Consider the following 19,673-nt stretch of genomic DNA (forward strand, 5'->3'; position numbering starts at 1 on the left):
AGGTTCCCTTCTCTCTAGTGTGGGGTGGCCACAGACTATCGCGCTACATGGCAGAGTCTGTTAGCTGCCAACCCTGACTTCATTACCTTTGAGCTAATGCTGGTATGGACATACGTCATTTCCGCTATTTTCTGGCTGTCGCCCGACAGCGCAACTTCACCCGCGCCGCGCAAGTGCTGGGGATTGCGCCGCCTACCCTAAGCCGGCAAATCCAGGACCTCGAGCATGCACTGGGGGTGCGTCTGTTTATTCGCCAGCAACGTCAGGTCAGCCTGACCGAAGCAGGCCAGGCCTTGCTGCCCGAGGCTGACGCCACAGTGCGCCAGTTCGAACTGGCGCAGCGCAATGCCCGGCGGGCCGGGCGCGGTGAAGTGGGGCATATCGAATTGGGCTACGTTGCGTCGGCGGTTTACTCCGGCGTGTTGCAACGCCAGGTGCAGGCTTTTTCCCGGGACTGCAGCGAAGTCAGTCTCAATGTGCAAGAAGCGCCGATGGCCGACCTGCCGCTGAGTGTGGTGGAAGGCCGCTTCGACCTGGGTTACGTGCGTTCACCCATGGCCTTGCCTCCGGAGCTGGAGGCGATTGGCCTGAATGCCGAGGGTTTTGTACTGGCCCTGACGGATGATTCATGGCTCACGCGTCTTAAAGGCATCAGCGCGCAACACCTGCAAAACGAGACCTTTATCCTGCCCGAACAAATCAGCGGCACTTTGCAGGTTGCGGCCCAGGGTGGCTACGCCCCCAGGCTCGGCGCCCAGCCCGGTGGCCTGGTGGCGGTGATTGCTCTGGTGTCGCTGGGGCAAGGGGTGGCGGTGGTGCCGGAGTCGGTGGTCGGGCATATCAGTTTGCCCAATGTGATTTACCGGCCGATCGAGGGCTGCGCGGCAACGTCATGGTTGTCCCTGATTCACCGCCGGTTTGAAAAGTCCCCGGTGGTGGCCCGTTATATTGCCAAAGTGAAACATGATTTTCGTACCTTCACGCCGGCTGCCAACTAACAACCCGGTCTTTCTGAATATCTGCTTGGTATAGGTGCGTTTACCTGTAGACCCAGTACAATCGCGCACTTTTTACCAGGCATGGATGCTGTTCGGCACCTGCTTACGAGAAAGCCCATGGTTTCTGCTAGTTACTCCCCTTCGCTGGTTTTTATTTCCCTGTGCGTCGCAATACTCGCGTCGTATACCGCCCTGGATCTGGCCGGACGAATCGCCACGGCCCGTGGCCGAACCGTGTATCTGTGGATGAGCGGCGGGGCGCTGGCAATGGGCTTTGGCGTGTGGTCGATGCATTTTATCGGGATGCTCGCCCTGCAGTTGCCGCTGGAGCTGGGTTATGACCTGGGGCTGACGGTGTGGTCGTTGCTGGTGGCCATTCTGTCGTCAGGTTTCGCCTTGTGGCTGGTCAGCCAGCCGCGCTTGCCGGCCCTGCAATTATTGTTCGGCGCATTGGTCATGGGGGCAGGCATCAGCGCCATGCACTACAGCGGTATGGCGGCGTTGCGCATGCAGCCGGGAATCGATTACGACCCGGCGCTGGTGGGACTGTCCCTGGTGATTGCGGTAGGGGCCTCGGCCGCTGCCTTGTCCATAGCGTTCCGCCTGCGCAAGCACACCCCCTATGTGCATCTGGTGCGGGCCGGGGCTTCGATCATCATGGGCGTGGCAATTGTCGGCATGCACTACACCGGCATGGCTGCGGCGAATTTCCCGGTCGGCAGTTTTTGCGGCGCGGCCGTGGACGGTTTGAGTGGCAAGGGCCTGGATAATCTGGTGCTGGTGACCAGCCTGGCGGTGTTGGTCATTGCCTTGTTGACTTCAGTTTTTGACGCCCGGCTGGATGCAAGTACTGCGGCCCTGGCGAACTCCCTGACCCTGGCCAATGAAGAACTGACCCAACTGGCCCTGCATGACACCCTGACCGGCCTGCCCAATCGCACCCTGCTGGCCGACCGCATCAGCCAGGCCATGGCCAAAGTGGCGGAGCAGGGCGGATGCTTCTCGTTGATGTTTATCGATCTGGACGGCTTCAAACCGGTTAACGATGCTTTTGGTCACCATTTGGGTGACCGTTTGCTGCGCGAAGTGGCGTTGCGCTTGCGTGAACAGTTGCGCAGCCAGGACACCCTGGCGCGCATCGGTGGCGATGAATTTGTGTTGCTGGTGCGCTTGAGCGAACCGGACGATGCGCCCCAGGTCGCCGCGCGGCAGGTCAGCCTGCTGTCAAAGGGGTTCCGGGTTGATGAGCATGATTTGCAGATCTCCGCGAGTGTCGGCATTGCCCTGTATCCAGGCAACGGGCAGACCGCCGAAGAGCTGCTGATGAACGCCGACGCGGCGATGTACCACGCCAAGGGCGCCGGCAAAAACGGTTACAGCTTCTTCGATGTCTCGATGAACACCAATGCCCGCAAACAACTGCAACTGCTCCAGGACTTGCGCCAGGCGGTGGAGCAAAACCAGTTCCGCTTGCACTACCAGCCCAAGTTTGACGCCACCAGCGGCCAGCCGGTGGGGGCCGAAGCCTTGTTGCGCTGGGAGCATCCGCAGCAGGGGCTGTTGCTGCCCGAGCACTTTATCGAACTGGCGGAAAAAACCGGGTTGATCATTCCCATCGGCGAGTGGGTGCTCAATGAAGCCTGCCGCCAGATGCGTATGTGGTTCGATCAGGGGTATAGCCACTGGCGCATTGCAGTCAATCTGTCGGCGTTGCAGTTTTGCTATTCGGGGCTGGTCGACAGTGTGGTTGCGTCGCTGGAGCAGCACGGGTTGCCGGCCAACAGCCTGACCCTGGAAATCACCGAAACCACGGCCATGAGCGATGCGGACGCGAGCATGACCGTGCTGCAAAAGCTGTCGCAGATGGGGGTGGATTTGTCCATCGATGACTTCGGCACCGGCTATTCGAGCCTGATGTATCTCAAGCGCCTGCCGGCCAATGAACTGAAAATCGACCGCGGGTTTGTCCGCGACCTGGAGCATGACAGCGACGATGCCGCGATTGTCTCGGCGATTGTGGCTCTGGGCCAGGCACTGGGGTTGCGGATTGTGGCTGAAGGGGTTGAAACCGACACCCAGCAAAGCTTCCTGACCACTCTGGGCTGTGATGCCCTGCAAGGTTTTCTGCTGGGGCAACCGCTACCGGCCGAGCAATTCATGCTGGATATCCATCGCGCCGAACTGTCGCGTTAAGGCCAATCGCCAGCGTCCTGACAAACCAAAGCTTTCGCGGTTATTCTGCCGGTCACATTTGCACCGTCGAACTGGAGAGCGTTTTTATGGACAAAGTCATCTTGATCACCGGCGGCAGTCGCGGCATTGGCGCTGCAACTGCGATCCTGGCAGCACAGCAGGGCTACCGGATTTGCATCAACTACCTGACGGATGCCGCCGCCGCCCATGAAGTGCTGGCCCGGGTGCATGCGCTGGGGGCAAAGGCGATTGCGGTGCAAGCCGATGTCAGCAATGAAGAAGAGATCATCAGCCTGTTTACCCGGGTTGACGAAGAGCTCGGGCCGATCACCGCGCTGGTCAACAATGCCGGCACCGTGGGCCTCAAGTCCCGGGTCGACGAAATGTCCGAATCGCGTATTTTGCACACCCTGAGAACCAATGTGCTGGGGCCGATCCTGTGTTCCAGGTATGCGGTACTGCGCATGTCTCCGCGTTACGGCGGCCAGGGCGGCAATATCGTCAACGTGTCGTCGGGGGCTGCACGCCTGGGCTCGCCCAATGAGTACGTGGACTATGCGGCTTCAAAAGGCGCACTGGACACCTTTACGCTGGGCTTGTCCAAAGAACTGGCGGGCGAGGGGATCCGGGTCAACGCGGTGCGCCCGGGCCTGATCTTTACCGAGTTCCACGCCTTGAGCGGCGACCCGGGGCGGGTCAGCAAGCTGGAGTCGAGCATCCCGATGGGCCGTGGCGGACGCCCCGAGGAAGTCGCCGAAGCCATTATCTGGCTGCTCAGCGACAAGGCTTCCTACGCCACCGGTACCTTTATCGATTTGTGCGGCGGGCGTTGATCCAGGCCCGTTAGATACCCAACAACAGGCCCGGCCTCTGTGGGCGCCGGGCTTGCCCGCGATGGCATCGCTGGCAAGGCTGGCGGTATTACCTGGATATGCATGTTGCTTTTCCCTGGGATCTATCGATAATGCGACTTATTGCTATTTGAGTCTGGTTATCTATCGTGTCTAGTCCTGTGGATCCCAAAGCCCTGCTGGCGAGTCTTTATCACGACAATCATGCGTGGCTGCGCGGCTGGCTGTCGCGACAGGTGCGCTGCCCGCAGGATGCTGCCGATCTGACTCAGGACACCTTCGTGCGGGCTTTCGATGCGCAGCAACTCGAGCGCATTGAACAGCCCAGAGCCTATCTGAGTACCGTTGCCCGGCGGCTGCTGTGCTCGCTATGGCGTCGACGCAAGCTGGAGCAATCCTATCTGGAGCAGCTTGCAGACCTGCCCCAGAATTATGCCCCTTCAGCCGAAGACATTGCGCTGGTACGCGAGGCGATCGAAGCGATTGATCAGGCGCTGGAAGGCTTGCCGTCGCGGGTGCGGCGGGCGTTTTTGCTCAATCGTCTCGAAGCCATGCCGCAGCAGGCCATCGCCACTCTGCTGGGGGTTTCACTGGCCACCGTTGAGCGCGATTTGCGTAGGGCCTTTTTCCATTGCCTGGCGCAAACCCGGGAGTGCCCATGAGCCAGGTCAGAGTTGATCCTGCCACCCGTGCCGCCGTGGACTGGATGCTGCGGCTTGAGTCCGGGCAGGCCTGCCCTTCGGAACGTCAGGTGTTCAAAGCCTGGCTGGCGGAAAAACCCGAGCACATGGCTGCCTGGCAGCGGGTGGCCGGGGTCTTGAAAAACCCGCTGGCGGATTTGCAGTCTGTTGAACGGCGTAACCCCGGACAGTTGCATGCCGCGAGCAAGGCGCTGCTGGCCAGTTCAACGGTCCCAGGCAAAAAAGCTCTGCAAGGCGGCCTGTTGCTGTTACTGCTGGGGTTGTGCGCCGCGAGTGTGGTCGACCGGGTCACCCCGCTGAGGGGCTTGATGGCCGATCAACATACCGCCACCGGCGAGCGTAAAACCATACAGCTGGCGGATGGCAGCCGCCTGACACTCAACGCCCGCAGCGCCGTGGATATTCAGTTCAGCGCCGGGCAGCGGCGGGTGCAATTACGCGCAGGCGAGTTGCAGGTCGATGTTGCCGCCGACCCGCTGCGGCCCTTTGTGGTTGCGACCGCCCAAGGCCAGGTCCAGGCCCTGGGCACACGGTTCATGGTGCGCCAGGGGCCGGACGAAAGCCTGGCCAGTGTGCAGCAGCACAGTGTGCAGCTGGATACGCTCAATGGTCTGCAGCGACGCATCAATGCCGGTCAGGCGGTGTCGTTCAGCGCCAGCCAGATTGACCCGCAAACCTCGACCGCACGCAGTCAGGCCGATTGGCTCGAAGGCCGGGTCGAGTTGCATGACGAGCCGTTGTCGACTCTGGTAGAGGCGCTGCGGCCTTATCAGGCCGGGGTTCTGCGTATCAGTCCCGAAGCCGCCAGGGTCCGGGTGTTCGGGGTTTTCTCGTTGGACGACACACCGCAGACCTTGAGCACTCTGGCGCAAACCTTGCCGATCAAGGTCACGCGCTATGGGCCCTGGTTGACCCTGATTGATGTGCGCGGGTAAAAATTCCACCGAATGGGAATTATTTACAAATAAGCTGAGGGGAAAACTCTGCTCGTTGGTCAAGGTTACAACTGCCTACCTTGCAACGAGAAAGGATGCCCCATGTCGTACGCCCCGTTGAGACCCTGCCTGCTGGCGCTGACCATTACCCTGAGCATTGCCTGCCCTTTGGCTGCGGTGGCCGGGCCGCTGGCCAATGAACAGAGCGCCCTGCGTGCCTTTGACCTGCCGGCGGCGCCGCTGGGTGTGACACTGAGCCGGATTGCCCGTGACAGCCAGCTGACCCTGTCGGTAGCTCCTGCCTTGTTGCAGGGGAAAACCTCGGCCCCGGTACGGGGCATGTTCACCCCGCAGCAGGCCGCCGAGCGTGCCCTGGCAGGCAGCGGTCTGGGTTTGAACGTGACCCAGAGCGGTGCCCTGAGCGTTTACCCGCTGGCGGCAACGGGCACCTTGAATCTGGGAGCAACCACAGTATCGGGGCGTACCGCCGAGGACGCTCGCGGAGCGGTTGACGGTTTTGTTGCCACCCGATCGGCCACGGCCACTAAAACCGATACACCGATTCTGGAGATCCCGCAGACCATCAACGTGGTGACGGCGGATCAGGTGCAGGTCCAGGGCGCCCGCGATCTGACCCAGGCCCTGCGTTACACCCCGGGCCTGAGCACCAATGGCTACACCGACCGCAACACCATCGCCGATGAAATCACCAGCCGCGGCTTTGCCCCGACCCTGCTTTATCTCGATGGCGCTTATTTGCCCTCGGCCGGGAGTCTGGGCGGCGCGCCACAGATCGACCCCTATACCCTGGAGCGCATCGAAGTTCTTAAAGGGCCGTCCTCGGTGCTCTACGGGCAGAATCAGCCCGGAGGCATGATCAATATGGTGTCCAAGCGGCCGAGTACCGAAGCCGCGCACCAGATCAAGGTCGGCACCGGCAGTTTCGATCGCTACAACCTGGCGTTTGACTTCACGGGGCCACTGGACGAGGCCAAAACCCTCAGTTACCGGTTGATCGGGGTCGGCAATACCGGCAGCGAACAGGTGGACCACACCGAGGATTCACGCCAGCTGCTGGCGCCCAGCTTCAGCTGGATGCCTGACGACGACACCGAGCTGACGCTGTATGCGCAAATCCAGCGCGATGACGCCCTGGCCGACTATCAGGCCTTGCCGGCGGTGGGCAGCCTGTATCGCAACTCCCAGGGCAACAGGATTGATCGTGATACGTTTCTGGGCGACTCGAAATGGAACGACTACAAGCGTGATCAATACGTGCTTGGCTATCAGTTTTCCCACGCTTTCAATGAGGCCATGACCTATCGCCAGAGCCTGAGCTATATCGACGTCAACGACCGCTACAAAGGCTTTTACCTCAACCGTTTTGTCACCACCCCCGAGGGCATCAGTGACACCCACGCCAGTCGCACCAAGCTCGACTGGCGCCAGCAAAACAGTTCCTACAGTTTCGACAACCACCTGCAAAGCGACTTCACCACCGGCCCCCTGCAGCACACCCTGCTGGTGGGCCTGGACTACCGGGATTTTACCCGCAAGTATCAGGGCTACAACCTGTCGGGCAGTGAAATCATCGACCTCTACAACCCCACCAACTACCGCACCACGGGGGTGCCGACCCTGACCACCAAGTGGGATAACAGGGTCAAGCAAACCGGCTTCTATGTGCAGGATCAGATCAAGTTCGACAACTTCATCCTGACCATTGGCGGGCGCCATGACTGGGCCAAAGTCGATAACAATGACCTGCTGGCCGATTCCCGGGAGATGCAAAACGACAACAAGTTTACCGGGCGCGTGGGGCTGACCTACGTCACCTCGTTCGGGCTGGCACCCTATATCAGCTACACCGAATCGTTCCTGCCGTCAGTGGGGACCGCAGCTCCGGAGCGTGGGGGCAAGGCGTTCATCCCGCAATTGGGCAAGCAGTATGAAGTGGGGGTCAAGTATCAGCCTGACGACAGCACCTTGCTCACGGCGTCGGTGTTTCAGATCAAGCAGCAGAACGTGCTGACCGGTGACTTGCAGTACCAGGAGTATCAGATTCAGGAAGGTGAAGTCAGCTCGCGGGGGATCGAACTGGAAGGCAAAAGCAGCTTCAACAATATTGACCTGATTGCCTCGTTGTCCTACCTGGATGTGTTCTACAGCAAGTCCAACTATGGCAACCAGGGCAACCGCAGCGAAGCCCAGGCGCCATGGGCGGCGAGTGTGTGGACCGATTACCACTTCACCGGCAACCTGCTGCAGGGGGTGACCCTGGGCGGCGGTGCGCGTTACACCGGGAAGAATTACGGTGACTCGGACAACACCTTCAAAACCCCGTCATTCGTGATCTACGACGCCACCCTCAGCTATGACCTGGCGGCGCTGGACCCGGGGTTCAAAGGGGTGAGTACCAGCCTCAATGTGCAAAACCTGTTCGACCGCGAGTACGTCTCGTCGTGTAATTACAGCTTTGGCTGTTACTACGGCCAGCAACGGACTGCGGCGCTGGAAGTCAAATACGACTGGTGATACCGGGGCTTTACGGGCTTGTTTGGTGGGCAGGATTGATCTGCCCCCCGGTTTTGCGCACCGCTAATCGCAGCCTTTATGGGCTTTCAACGGCGCAGTTTGAGTGCGCTGGCCAGGCTGATGGCCAGCGGCAGGCGCGGTAACAAGGTGGCCTGGTAGGCGTGGTACAGATCGCCCTTGCCGGGCCATATTTTTTCCGAAGGCTGATTGTCAGGCCCCAGTTCGTGGTGCCAGCTACCGTGCTGGCGATCGATCAGGTGCAGGTCGATGTAGTCCCAGAAGCACTGATACCAGACTTCATATTCCTGCTCGCCGGTGCGTTGCAACAAGGCCGCCGCTGCTGCCGAGGCTTCGGCCAGGGTCCAGTGCAGGCGTTCGCGCACCACGGGCCGGTTGTCCCAGTCCAGGGTGTAAACAATGCCGGTGTCACCATCGACATTCCAGCCATGCAGGCTGGCACTGTGGAACAGCTGGCGGGCGTCTTCGAGCAACCAGGCGGGCGCGGGCAGGCCGCGCTGCTTGCGCGCAGCTTCCAGGTGCAGCAGCAGGCGCGCCCATTCAAAGGCGTGACCCGGGGTTTTACCGAAGGGGCGGAATGGGTCGCACGGATGGTCCCGGTTGTACTCCGGCAACGGCTGCCACCGGGCATCGAAGTGTTCGACGGGCAGGTAGGCGGACTGCGCGGCGTGCTGGTGGATCACCCGCTCGCTGATGCGCAGGGCGCGCTCCAGCCACAGGTCCTGGTCGAGCACGTCGGCCAGGGCGAGAAAGGTTTCGGTGCCGTGCATATTGCTGTTGGCCCCGCGATACGCTTCGCAGTCGCTCCAGTCACTAGCGAAGGACTCCAGCAGGGCACCTTCGTCTTCGCACCAGAACCGTGTTTCCAGCACCGCTACCGCTTCATCCAGTAATGCACTGGCGCCCGGGCGCCCGGCCACCACTGCGGAGCTGGCGGCCAGGGCGACAAATGCATGCAGGTACGCGGCTTTGCGGGTGTTGCCATCCTGCGCGTCGGGGGCGGCGAACCAGCCGCCGTGCACGCCATCGCGCAAGGCCCCGACCAGTGCCTTCAGGCCGTGGTCGATCAACGGTGCGCAACCCGGCAGGCCCTGGATATGGGCCAGGGCGAAACTGTGAACCATACGGGCGGTGGTTACTGTGTCTGCCGGGGCATCGTCTGCGCGCTGGCCAAAGCGGTCAAGGCCGGCGAAACCGGAGGGAACACGGGCGGCCTTGGCGAAATCCAGCAGGGTCTGGCCCTGGGCGTGCAGCCACTGTTGATGGGGGGCGGAGGTCAGCCAGCTGTCGCTGGTCCGGGTGAGATCGGTCATGGGCCACCTGTGCGGTTCTTGTGATTATCTGGCGCTCGCAGCCTAAGGGATTGGCTGCAAAGTAGAAAGCTGAAACCTTTCATTACGGCAAGGACAAGCCCGCTGCCACAGGCCGTGGCAACGGCCGGTCAAATCTCCGGGATCCAGCGCTGGGACCAGTCGCTGTCGCGCTTGACCACCTCCCGCAGCAGTTCGATAGCCTGTTGCAAGGCGCTACCGTCGCGTTCGCGGGAATACACCAGATAGGTCGGGTAACTGAACTCGGGGGCCTTGGGAACGCGCTCCAGCGCGCCGCTGTCCAGATAACTCTGAACCACCCGGGTGCGAAAGTAGCCGCTGCCGCCGTTTTCCAGAATGTAGTGCAATGCCACCGGCCCCAGGTTGAAGCTGATGGCGGCCCGCGCCCGGTCCGGCAGTGCTGCGTCATGCTGGCGGCGGAAGTCCTCGCCCCAGTCCACATACACATAGGGTTCGGGCATGGCGGGGCGGCGGATCTGAATCAGTTTTTCCTCCAGCAATTGCTCCACCTGCACCCCGGGCCAATACACCGGCTGATAGACCAGTGCCGCGTCCAGCAGGCCCATTTCAACCTGCTCCAACAATTGCTCGCCGTCGCGAATCTGCACCCGCAAGGCGTGGGTGTCCAGGTGTTCGCGCAGGGCTTTGGCCCAGCTCAGAATCAGCGGGTTGCACAGGCTGACTTCACCGCCGATGTGCAGCATCTGGTGCAAGCCTTCGGGGCGCGGCAGATCCCGTCGTGCGGCTTCCCAGGTCTGCAGCAGCTGATTGGCGTAGACCACGAAGGCTTCCCCGTCGCAGGTCAGTCTGGCGCCTGCGCGGTTGCGAATGAACAGCGTCACGCCGAGCAGGCTTTCGAGTTTTTGCACCCGGGCCGTGACGGCTGTCTGGGTGACATGAAGTTTCTCGGCGGCACTCGCGAGGCTGCCGCAGCGAACAATTTCGAGAAAGGTCCGGGCCAGGTCGAGGTCCATGATCGCGCCAGTCTGCAAGGGGCCGTCAGTGTAAGGCTAACGGGTCAAAAAACATAAATACCGACCTTATAGTGGCCTGCATCAATGTCTGATTTTTATATTCAGCTAACGTCACCTGCCCTGGCACAGGGTGCCAGTGGTTTGCCGAACTGCAACACACACAAAAAAGGGATACCAGACATGGATGACTTGAACCGCCAGTACGACATTCAACCTTTGATAAAGGCTGACATGTCGATCCTGATCAATGGGCAGGCGGTAAATGCAGCTAAAGGAGAGACCGTGCTCAGCGTGTTGAATGCAGTGGGGGTGCGCCAATTGTCACCGAACGATCACGGTGAAATGAATGGTGCTTATTGCGGCATGGGGGTGTGCTATTGCTGCCTGGTCAAGATCGATGGCCGGCACAAACGCCGGGCCTGCCAGACCCTGGTGCAGCCGGGGATGAGCGTGGAAACCGGGACCAACCGGGTCACTGCACAAGAGGCTGTGTTATGAGCCCGGATCCGGTGATTGTCGGCGGTGGTCCGGCGGCTATTTCGGCAGCTATCGAGCTGGCGCAGCATGGAGTGCGCAGCACCTTGCTGGAAGAAGCCTCCAGACTGGGTGGCGTGGTTTATCGCGGGCCATTGCGTGAAGGTGTCGAGCTCGACTATCTGGGGGAGCGCTACAAGGATGCACTGCACAAACTGCACGCAGAGTTTGCCGACATTGCCCACTCGGTAGATGTGCGCCTCAACCACCGCGTAGTCGGCGGGCAGGGCGAACACAGCCTGCAAGTGCTGGACCCGGATGAACGTCTGCAGGAAGTCGGCTTCGGCCAGCTGCTGCTGGGCGCCGGGTGCCATGAGCGCAGCGTGCCGTTTCCTGGCTGGACCATTCCCGGGGTGATCATGCTTGGCGGTCTGCAACTGCAGATCAAAAGTGGCGTGGTCAAACCCCGTGGGCCGACGCTGATCGTCGGCACCGGGCCGCTGTTGATGCTGGTGGCGTGCCAGTTGCACGCGGCGGGTGTTGAAGTGGCCGGTGTGTATGAGGCCTGTGAATTTACCCGGATTGCCAAGGAAAGCCTGGCGCTGCTGAACCAGCCCCAGCTGTTTCTCGACGGCTTGAGCATGCTGATGTACCTCAAGCGCCACGGCGTGACCGTGCGTTACGGTTGGGGCGTAGTGCAGGCGCGGGGTGACGGCGAGCTGAGCGAAGTCATAGTGGCGCCGTACTCCGACACCTGGCAACCGGACCTGAGCAAGGCGCAACCGGTCATGGCCCGTACGCTGGCGGTGGGCTACGGCTTTATCCCCCGTACGCAACTGACTCAGCAAATGGGTCTTGATCACGCCTACAACGTCGACGGCTACCTGGCTGTCAAAGCCGATACCTGGCAGCGCAGCAATCAGCCGCACATCCACCTGGCCGGTGATGTCACCGGCATGCGCGGCGGTGAAGCGGCGATGCTCACCGGACGGATCGCGGCGTTATCGATTTTGCTCCAGCGCGGGGTTCTGAGCGAGAAACAGGCCCGGGCCCAGCGGCGGGTTTATCTTTCACGGCTCAACACCATCGTGCGCTTTCGTGGCGCCATCGATCGCTATACCCAACGCGGTACGCGCCAGATCGAATTGCCCCAGGCGGACACAGTGGTTTGCCGCTGCGAGAACGTCACCCGAGCCGACATCGACCTGGCCCTTAGCCAGGGGGTGCAGGACATGGCCAGCCTGAAAATGCGCACGCGGGTCAGCATGGGCGACTGTCAGGGCCGGATGTGCGTCGGCTACTGCAGTGATCGCCTGCGCGAGTCCACCGGCCGCCAGGATGTGGGCTGGTTGCGCCCGCGTTTTCCGCTGGAACCGGTGCCGTTTTCGGCTTTTACCAATGCCTGCAAGGATGCCTGACATGATCAAGACATATGACGTTGTAATCGCCGGTGGTGGCGTTATCGGTGCTTCCTGTGCCTACCACCTGTCCCGTCGCAAAGACCTGAAAGTGGCGATGATCGACTGCAAGCGCCCGGGCAATGCCAGCCGCGCGTCGGCGGGTGGTCTTTGGGCCATCGGCGAGTCTGTCGGGCTTGGCTGCGGAGTGATCTTTTTTCGCATGATGTCTGCCGAGCGCAAGCGTGAAGCCCAGGGTACGGCAGTGATCGTCGACTCCAGCACCCCGCATATCCTGCCGGAGTGTTTCTTTGACTTCGCCCTGCAGTCCAATGCGCTGTACCCGGGCCTGCATCAGGAAATGATCGAAAAGCACGGCATGGACTTCAAGTTCGAGCGTACCGGGCTCAAGTACGTGATTTACGACGATGAAGACCGTCTCTACGCCGAGCATATCGTTGCCAACATCCCGCACCTGAGCGACGAGGTGCGCTGGCTTGACCAGGCTGCCTTGCGCGAGTCCGAGCCGAGCGTCAGCCATGACGCCCTGGGGGCGCTGGAGTTTCTCTGTGACCACCAGGTGAGCCCGTTCCGGCTGACCGATGCCTACACCGAAGGTGCGCGGCAAAATGGCGTCGACCTGTACTTCAACAGCAACGTCACCGAGGTGCTGCGTCAGGGCAGCAAGGTGGTGGGGGTACGAACTGACAACCAGGGTGCATTTCACTGCAAGACCCTGATCAATGCTGCCGGCGCCTGGGCCGCAGAACTCAGCGTGATGGCCACGGACCTGAGCATCCCCGTGGCGCCGGTCAAGGGCCAGATCGTCTTGACCGAGCGCATGCCCAAGCTGCTTAACGGCTGCCTGACCACCAGCGACTGTTACCTGGCGCAAAAGGACAATGGAGAAATCCTGATTGGTAGTACCACCGAAGACAAGGGGTTCGACGTGAGCACCACCTTCCCGGAGATTGCCGGTTTGGTGCAGGGGGCGATGCGTTGCATTCCAGAGCTCAAAGACGTCAACCTCAAGCGCACCTGGGCCGGGTTGCGCCCGGGGTCGCCGGATGAACTGCCGATTTTGGGGCCGATGGCAGGGGTTGAAGGGTACTTGAACGCCTGCGGGCATTTCCGTACCGGCATCCTGACCTCGGCGATCACCGGGGTCATGCTGGATGCGCTGGTGCGTGATCAACCGTTGCCGCTGGATGTCACGCCGTTTCTGGCGGACAGGTTTAACCTGCAACCGGTGGGGTTAAAAAAAGTGATAGGCGCCTGAAGGGCGTCAGGGCTTGTAGTCGCTGACGAAAAACGAGGCTGCGATCCCCGATCTGCCAAGGCTGCGCCGTGGATCGCAGCCTTCGGCAGCGACTGCGGTGATTGCGGGTTGTGCAGGTAACGCCAATATTGCGCTTTGAACTCCTGTAGCCCTGCATGGGTCAGCCGTTATGCCCATTCATAAAGCAGGCGCAGACAACCATGCAGATTTCTCTCGCGCATCAGGTCGCCCTGGTCACCGGGGCCAGTTCCGGGCTGGGGGCTGCCAGCGCCCGGGCCCTGGCGGCTGCCGGTGCCTCGGTGGTCCTCAACTACAACTCCCAGGCAGCTCCCGCCCAGGCACTGGCAGACGAAATCAACGCCGCAGGCGGCAAAGCCATTGCCCTGGGCGCCGATGTATCGAAAGAGGCTGAAGTTGAACGCCTGTTTGCACAAACCCTGGATGCTTTCGGCTATCTCGACATTCTGGTCGCTAATTCAGGGCTGCAGAGAGACGCCGCAATCACCGACATGACCCTGGAACAATGGAACACCGTCATCGGTGTCAATCTCACCGGCCAGTTCCTGTGCGCGCGCTCAGCCCTGAAGATCTTCAACCGTCAGGGCGTTCGTGAAGGCGTGTCCTGTGCAGCAGGCAAAATTATTCATATGAGCTCTGTGCACCAACTGATTCCCTGGGCCGGGCATGTGAACTATGCAGCCTCCAAGGGCGGCGTTGAAATGCTGATGCGCAGCCTCGCGCAGGAAGTCAGCGAGCAAAAGATCCGGGTCAACGGCATTGCCCCCGGGGCCATTCGCACGGCAATCAATCGCGACGTGACCCAAGGCGCGGCCGAGAAGAAACTGCTGAAACTGATCCCCTATGGTCGCGTCGGTGAGCCCGGGGATGTGGCCAGCGCGGTGGTGTGGCTGGCCAGCGATGCCTCGGATTATGTAGTAGGGACTACCTTGTTTATCGATGGCGGCATGAGCCTTTATCCGGAGTTCCGTGACAATGGTTAACATCCAGGACGAATTGCAAAGCTCGATCGAGGCACACGGCATTATTGGCGACATGCGCACCGCGGCATTGGTCAATGACCAGGGCAGTGTGGATTTTTTCTGTTGGCCCGAGTTCGACAGTCCTGCCATCTTCTGCTCACTGCTGGACACCCCCCAGGCAGGGATTTTTCAACTGGCCCCGCAGATAGCCGATGCCCGCCGCGAGCAAATTTACCTCCCCGACACCAACGTTTTGCAGACCCGCTGGCTGGCGCCGCAAGCGGTGGTGGAAATTACCGATTTGCTGCCGGTCAGTGACCACGATGATCAACTGCCGCTACTGATGCGCCGCGTGCGTGTGGTCAGCGGCAGCGCCACCTTTTTGCTGCGTTGCGCGGTTCGCCATGACTACGCCCGCGCGGCCACCAAAGCCCGTGCCGATGGTGAGGATGTGTGCTTCGACGCCGAGGGGCAGCCCGGTCTTCGACTGGCCTCCAGTGTTCCCTTGACGGTTGCGGATCAAGCGGCCTGTAGCACGTTCACCCTGGCGGAGGGTGAAACGGCCGAGTTTGTACTGGGCGCAGTTGACGATGAGCGGGTGAAAGTGGACGCCAGCGACCTGGCATTACAGCGCACCTTGCAATTCTGGCGGCAGTGGATCGCACAGTCGATCTATCGCGGACGCTGGCGGGAAATGATCAACCGCTCGGCCCTGACCCTCAAGCTGCTGACCTCGCGCAAGGAGGGCGCGATCATTGCGGCCGCCACCTTTGGCTTGCCGGAAACCCCGGGGGGCGAGCGTAACTGGGATTACCGCTATACCTGGATTCGCGATGCGTCCTTCACGGTTTATGCCTTTATGCGCCTGGGCTTTGTCGATGAGGCCAATGGCTTTATGCGCTGGCTGCGTGGCCGGGTAGGGGAGTGCTGCGACCAGCCCCTGAAGCTGAACATCATGTACAGCATTGACGGCCGCAATGATTTGCCCGAGGTAGAGCTGAGCCACTTGTCCGGATACGGCGGCGCCAGGCCGGTGCGGATTGGCAACGGCGCATTTGATCAGGTGCAGCTGGATATTTTTGGTGAGCTGCTGGACGCGGTGTACCTGACCAACAAATACGGCGAGGCCATCAGCCATGAGGGTTGGCAGCATGTGACCCGGATTGTCGATCACGTGTGCGTGACCTGGCAGGAGGAGGATGTGGGGATTTGGGAGATGCGCGGCGAGAAGCATCACTTTTTGCACTCCCGGCTGATGTGCTGGGTGGCGCTGGACCGTGCCATTCGCCTGGCCTCCAAGCGCTCGTTGCCTGCGCCGTTCTCCCGCTGGAACGAGACCCGGCAAGAGATTCACACTGACATCTGGCAGAACTTCTGGAATGCCGAGCGCGGCCATTTTGTCCAGTACAAGGGCGGCACGGCGCTGGATGGTTCGATGTTGTTGATGCCGCTGGTGCGTTTTGTCGCAGCGAAAGATCCGGCCTGGCTGGCGACCCTTGCGGCCATTGAAAAGAGTCTGGTGCGTGATGGCATGGTTTATCGCTATCGCAATGACGACAGTGGCCTGGATGGCCTGCAAGGCACAGAAGGTGCGTTTGCCGCCTGTTCCTTCTGGTACGTGGAATGCCTGGCCAGGGCCGGACAGGTGGAAAAGGCGCATCTGGAATTTGAACAGTTATTGCGTTACGCCAACCCGCTGGGGCTGTATGCCGAAGAGTTCGACCTTTATGCCAGGCATTTGGGCAATACCCCGCAAGCCTTGACCCATTTGGCGTTGATCAGCGCGGCGAGCTTTCTGGACCGAAAGCTCGACCACCAAAAGCCCCAGTGGCAGCCCTGATCCACCCCTGACCCTGTAGGAGCGAGCTTGCCTCGCGAGCTCTGCGTCTTGAAAAGCTCGCGAGGCAAGCTCGCTCCTACAGGGTTACGGCCCGCGCTGCACCCAATACCTGTGGGAGCTGGCTTGCCAGCGATGCGGGGCCGGCTTTTAGAAGATGTATTTGCTGGTCAGCATCAGGCTGCGCGGCTCGCCGTAGTAGGTGGTGCTGAAGTTGCCCAGGCCCGACAGGTATTTCTTGTCGAACAGGTTGTTGGCGTTGAGGTTGAAGCTCAGGTGATCGCTGTACTCGTAGCGGGTCATCAGGTTGACCAGCGCGTAACTGTGCTGCTCGATGATGTCGTAGTCACCCTTGGCATCGTTGTAGATCTTGCCGTAGAACGGGCTCTGCCAGTTGACACCACCGCCCACGATAACTTTGTTCAACACCCCCGGCAGGCGGTAGGTGGTAAATACCCGCGCCACGTTTTCAGGCTTGGTGGTTTCCAGCGGGTAGCCATACAGACGACCGCCATCTGCGGTTTTGGTCTGGGCGTAGGTGTAACCGGCCATCAGGTTCCAGTCCGGCATCAGTTCACCGGCCAGCTCGAATTCGATGCCTTTGGTGGTCGCTCCGTCGACGGACTCATAGTAGGTCTGGTTGGCAGCGTCGATGCCTGCATAGACGGCCAGGTTTTTCTGCTCGGTGCGGAACACCGCGGCACTGGCATTCAGGCGGCCGTCGAAGTATTCACCCTTCAAACCGATTTCATAACTGTTGCCTTCGGTGGGCGCCAGGGTTGTGCCGGACTTGCTGCGCTCGGTGACCGGTTTGTAAATCGAGGTGTAGCTGGCGTACGCCGAGTAGGTGTCGTTCAGGTCATACACCACGCCAGCGTAGGGCGTGACTTTGCCGTGCTGTTTGGAGGTGGTCTTGTTGTCGCTGAAGGTGGGGGTTTGCACGTAGTACGTGCGCGTGTCGTTGTACTGGAAGTCGCTCACGCGGCTGCCGAGAATCAGCGACAGGTCGTCGGTCGGCCTGAAGCGCGCAGCGAGGTAAGCACTGTTCTGGTTTTCGTTGGTCTGGTATTTGCCGTTTTTCGGGAAGTAGGGTTTCGGGTAATCACCCTTCCAGTCAAAGATGCTGCCGGGGACCTTGCCGATTTCACTGGCATCAAAGGTTGCCCCGGTTTGGCGGGAGGTCTGCGAAGTAACACCGACCACCAGTTCATGTTCGCGGTCAAACAGGCTGAAGGGGCCGCTGGCATTGAGGTCGAAGGTATTTTGCACCCGGTGACCTTCCCACTTGCCCCAGTAGAAGAACATGCCGTCGCCGGTGACCGGGTCCGGCATGCCGCCACCGGCCGATCCCAGTTGGGTGTCGTGGTCGTTGGTTTGCTGGGTCAGGCTGCCTTTGACTTTCCATTCATTGGCAAAGCGGTGTTCCAGGGAGGCGAAGGTGGTCTGCGCGACTACATCGCGACGGCTCCAGTCGGTGGCCGGGTTGAACGAGCGACTGAAGTCGGTCTTGCTGTAGTTGGAGAAGTAGTAGGGGTTGCCGGTCCAGGACGAGCCGCGGGGCTTGATGTTCTGATAGTCCATGCCGAAGGTCAGCAGGGTATCGGGAGTGATATCGGCTTCGAGGATGCCGTAGAACACATCATTCTTTTTCGAGTAGTGATCCAGATACGAATCGGCATCCTGATACACCCCGACCAGGCGCCCGCGCACGCTGGCGTCTTCATTCAACGGGCCGGAGATATCGCCTTCGGTTCGGTAGTTGTCCCAGGAGCCTGCGCTGGCAGTCACCGACGCCTTGAATTCGCGGGTCGGTTTTTTGCGGATCAGGTTGACCGTAGCCGAGGGTTCGCCGGAGCCGGACAGCAGGCCGGTGGCGCCTTTGACGATATCAACCCGGTCATACAGGGCCATGTCGACCTTGGTCGCGCCCTCATCGAACACCCCGTCATAGCGGGCGTTCACGCCGTCGTACTGGAAGTTGGTGATGGCGTAGCCGCGGGCCGAATATTCCATGCGGTCGCTGTCGTAGGCCTGGGTCGAAATGCCCGGCGCGTTACGCAGCACATCGCCGATGCTCTGGACCGCCTGATCGTCCATGAGCTGGCGGGTAATTACGGTCACGGTCTGCGGGGTTTCGCGGATCGACAACGGCAGTTTGGTCGAGCTGTTGCTGGCGGCAGTGGTGTAGGACCCAGTGTCCTCTGTGGTCAGCAACGCCCCTTGGCCCTGGCCGGAAATGGTGGTGGCACCCAACTCCAGGCCCTGGCCTTGGGCGACATTGAGAATCAGCGTGTCGCCATTGAGCTGGTATGAAATCCCGCTACCCTGCAGCAGGGCTTCCAGAGCCTTGATCGGCTCCAGTGAGCCCGAGACGGAGTGCGAACTGATCCCCTGTACCTGATCCGGGCTGTAGAGCACTTGCAGACTGGTCTGCTTGCCGAACTCGTTCAGGGCGCTGGCCAGCGGTTGTGCCGGGATATTCAGCACGACCGGCGCGGCCAGAGCCATGGGTGTGCCCAGCAGTGCCGAGGCCAGCAGTGCGCTGCTTAACAGGGTACGGTTCAAATTGGATCGTTGCATTGCGTGCCGAGGCTCCGGGAGGGGAATGATTGATGCGAATAGTTATAAGACGCAGCACGCGGGTTAAACCGGAAACAAGCGACTGAATTGGCTGGATTTGATTTTGCAGAGCAATCCCCAAACCCTGTAGGAGCGAGCTAGCCTCGCGAGCTTTTCAAGATTCCCGCATTCGCTCGGCAATCAATCCGGGCTCGATATAAAGCTCGCGAGGCAAGCTCGCTCCTACAGGGTTATGTTGGGGCAGCTTCTGTGGGAGCTGGCTTGCCAGCGATGCGGGCCCCGGGTTTGTGTCGGAGCCATCGCGAGGCAAGCTCGCTCCTACAGGGGTATGTGGGGACAGCTTCTGTGGGAGCTGGCTTGCCAGCGATGCGGGCCCGGATTTGTATCGGAGCCATCGCGAGGCAAGCTCGCTCCTGCAGGGCTATGTGGGGACAGCTTCTGTGGGAGCTGGCTTGCCAGCGATGCGGGCCCCGGGTTTGTGTCGGAGCCATCGCGAGGCTAGCTCGCTCCTACAGGGGTATGTGGGGACAGCTACTGTGGTAGCTGGCTTGCCAGCGATGCGGGCCCGGGTTTGTGTCGGAGCCATCGCG

General features: G+C 60.8%; 14 protein-coding genes. 11 read left to right on the forward strand and 3 right to left on the reverse strand.

From position 1 onward, the window contains the following. Positions 1–104: 104 nt before the first annotated feature. The 6 genes from JQ845_RS03640 (at position 105) to JQ845_RS03665 (ending at position 8,213) form a co-directional block, all read left to right on the forward strand. Positions 105–998, forward strand: a complete 894-nt coding sequence (locus JQ845_RS03640) for a LysR family transcriptional regulator (RefSeq protein WP_003446211.1) — start codon at positions 105–107, stop codon at positions 996–998. Between the two features lie 117 nt (positions 999–1,115). Continuing rightward, the gene (locus JQ845_RS03645) at positions 1,116–3,191 is read left to right on the forward strand and encodes a putative bifunctional diguanylate cyclase/phosphodiesterase (protein ID WP_003446202.1); all 2,076 of its coding nucleotides are present in this window, start codon (positions 1,116–1,118) and stop codon (positions 3,189–3,191) included. An 86-nt stretch (positions 3,192–3,277) separates the two neighbouring features. Continuing rightward, positions 3,278–4,024: an SDR family oxidoreductase gene (locus tag JQ845_RS03650; RefSeq protein ID WP_003446200.1), complete on the forward strand. Its 747-nt coding sequence runs from the start codon at positions 3,278–3,280 to the stop codon at positions 4,022–4,024. Between the two features lie 167 nt (positions 4,025–4,191). After that, complete coding sequence (locus tag JQ845_RS03655) at positions 4,192–4,704, forward strand: sigma-70 family RNA polymerase sigma factor (RefSeq protein WP_037001887.1); 513 nt, start codon at positions 4,192–4,194, stop codon at positions 4,702–4,704. Next, positions 4,701–5,678, forward strand: coding sequence for a FecR family protein (locus JQ845_RS03660; RefSeq protein WP_127196438.1), 978 nt, complete (start codon positions 4,701–4,703; stop codon positions 5,676–5,678). Before JQ845_RS03655 ends, JQ845_RS03660 begins: the two co-directional genes overlap by 4 nt. 102 nt (positions 5,679–5,780) lie before the next feature. Beyond that, positions 5,781–8,213 (forward strand): TonB-dependent siderophore receptor, encoded by a 2,433-nt coding sequence (locus JQ845_RS03665; protein ID WP_202210823.1) that lies wholly within the window; start codon positions 5,781–5,783, stop codon positions 8,211–8,213. Between the two features lie 86 nt (positions 8,214–8,299). On the opposite strand, the gene JQ845_RS03670 is transcribed toward JQ845_RS03665, so the two are convergent. Both JQ845_RS03670 and JQ845_RS03675 read right to left on the reverse strand, forming a co-directional pair. Beyond that, on the reverse strand, positions 8,300–9,544 hold the full coding sequence (locus JQ845_RS03670) for a D-mannose isomerase (RefSeq protein ID WP_203008334.1): 1,245 nt from the start codon (positions 9,542–9,544) through the stop codon (positions 8,300–8,302). Between the two features lie 128 nt (positions 9,545–9,672). Continuing rightward, positions 9,673–10,536 carry a LysR family transcriptional regulator gene (locus JQ845_RS03675; RefSeq protein WP_003446192.1) on the reverse strand — a complete coding sequence of 288 codons (864 nt, stop codon included), beginning with the start codon at positions 10,534–10,536 and terminating at the stop codon, positions 9,673–9,675. A gap of 180 nt (positions 10,537–10,716) precedes the next feature. On the opposite strand from JQ845_RS03675, the gene JQ845_RS03680 reads away from it, so the two are divergent. The 5 genes from JQ845_RS03680 to JQ845_RS03700 all read left to right on the forward strand — a co-directional run bounded on the left by JQ845_RS03680 (position 10,717) and on the right by JQ845_RS03700 (position 16,506). Then, positions 10,717–11,034 (forward strand): (2Fe-2S)-binding protein, encoded by a 318-nt coding sequence (locus JQ845_RS03680; RefSeq protein WP_003446191.1) that lies wholly within the window; start codon positions 10,717–10,719, stop codon positions 11,032–11,034. Next, complete coding sequence (gene hcnB / locus JQ845_RS03685) at positions 11,031–12,428, forward strand: cyanide-forming glycine dehydrogenase subunit HcnB (protein ID WP_202210822.1); 1,398 nt, start codon at positions 11,031–11,033, stop codon at positions 12,426–12,428. The genes JQ845_RS03680 and hcnB overlap by 4 nt, the downstream gene beginning before the upstream one ends. Position 12,429: 1 nt before the next feature. Next, complete coding sequence (gene hcnC / locus JQ845_RS03690; RefSeq protein WP_003446189.1) at positions 12,430–13,686, forward strand: cyanide-forming glycine dehydrogenase subunit HcnC; 1,257 nt, start codon at positions 12,430–12,432, stop codon at positions 13,684–13,686. 200 nt (positions 13,687–13,886) lie between these two features. Next, entirely contained in the window at positions 13,887–14,687 is an 801-nt protein-coding gene (locus tag JQ845_RS03695; RefSeq protein ID WP_203008337.1) for a glucose 1-dehydrogenase, read from the forward strand. Further along, the gene (locus JQ845_RS03700) at positions 14,680–16,506 is read left to right on the forward strand and encodes a glycoside hydrolase family 15 protein (protein WP_203008758.1); all 1,827 of its coding nucleotides are present in this window, start codon (positions 14,680–14,682) and stop codon (positions 16,504–16,506) included. Before JQ845_RS03695 ends, JQ845_RS03700 begins: the two co-directional genes overlap by 8 nt. A 147-nt stretch (positions 16,507–16,653) precedes the next feature. Here the strand turns inward: JQ845_RS03700 and JQ845_RS03705 are convergent, their stop codons facing one another. Next, the gene (locus JQ845_RS03705; protein ID WP_203008340.1) at positions 16,654–19,083 is read right to left on the reverse strand and encodes a TonB-dependent siderophore receptor; all 2,430 of its coding nucleotides are present in this window, start codon (positions 19,081–19,083) and stop codon (positions 16,654–16,656) included. Positions 19,084–19,673: the final 590 nt, after the last annotated feature.

Origin of the sequence: Pseudomonas paraversuta, from assembly GCF_904063065.1 — a bacterium.
GTDB classification, from domain to species: Bacteria; Pseudomonadota; Gammaproteobacteria; order Pseudomonadales; family Pseudomonadaceae; genus Aquipseudomonas; species Aquipseudomonas paraversuta.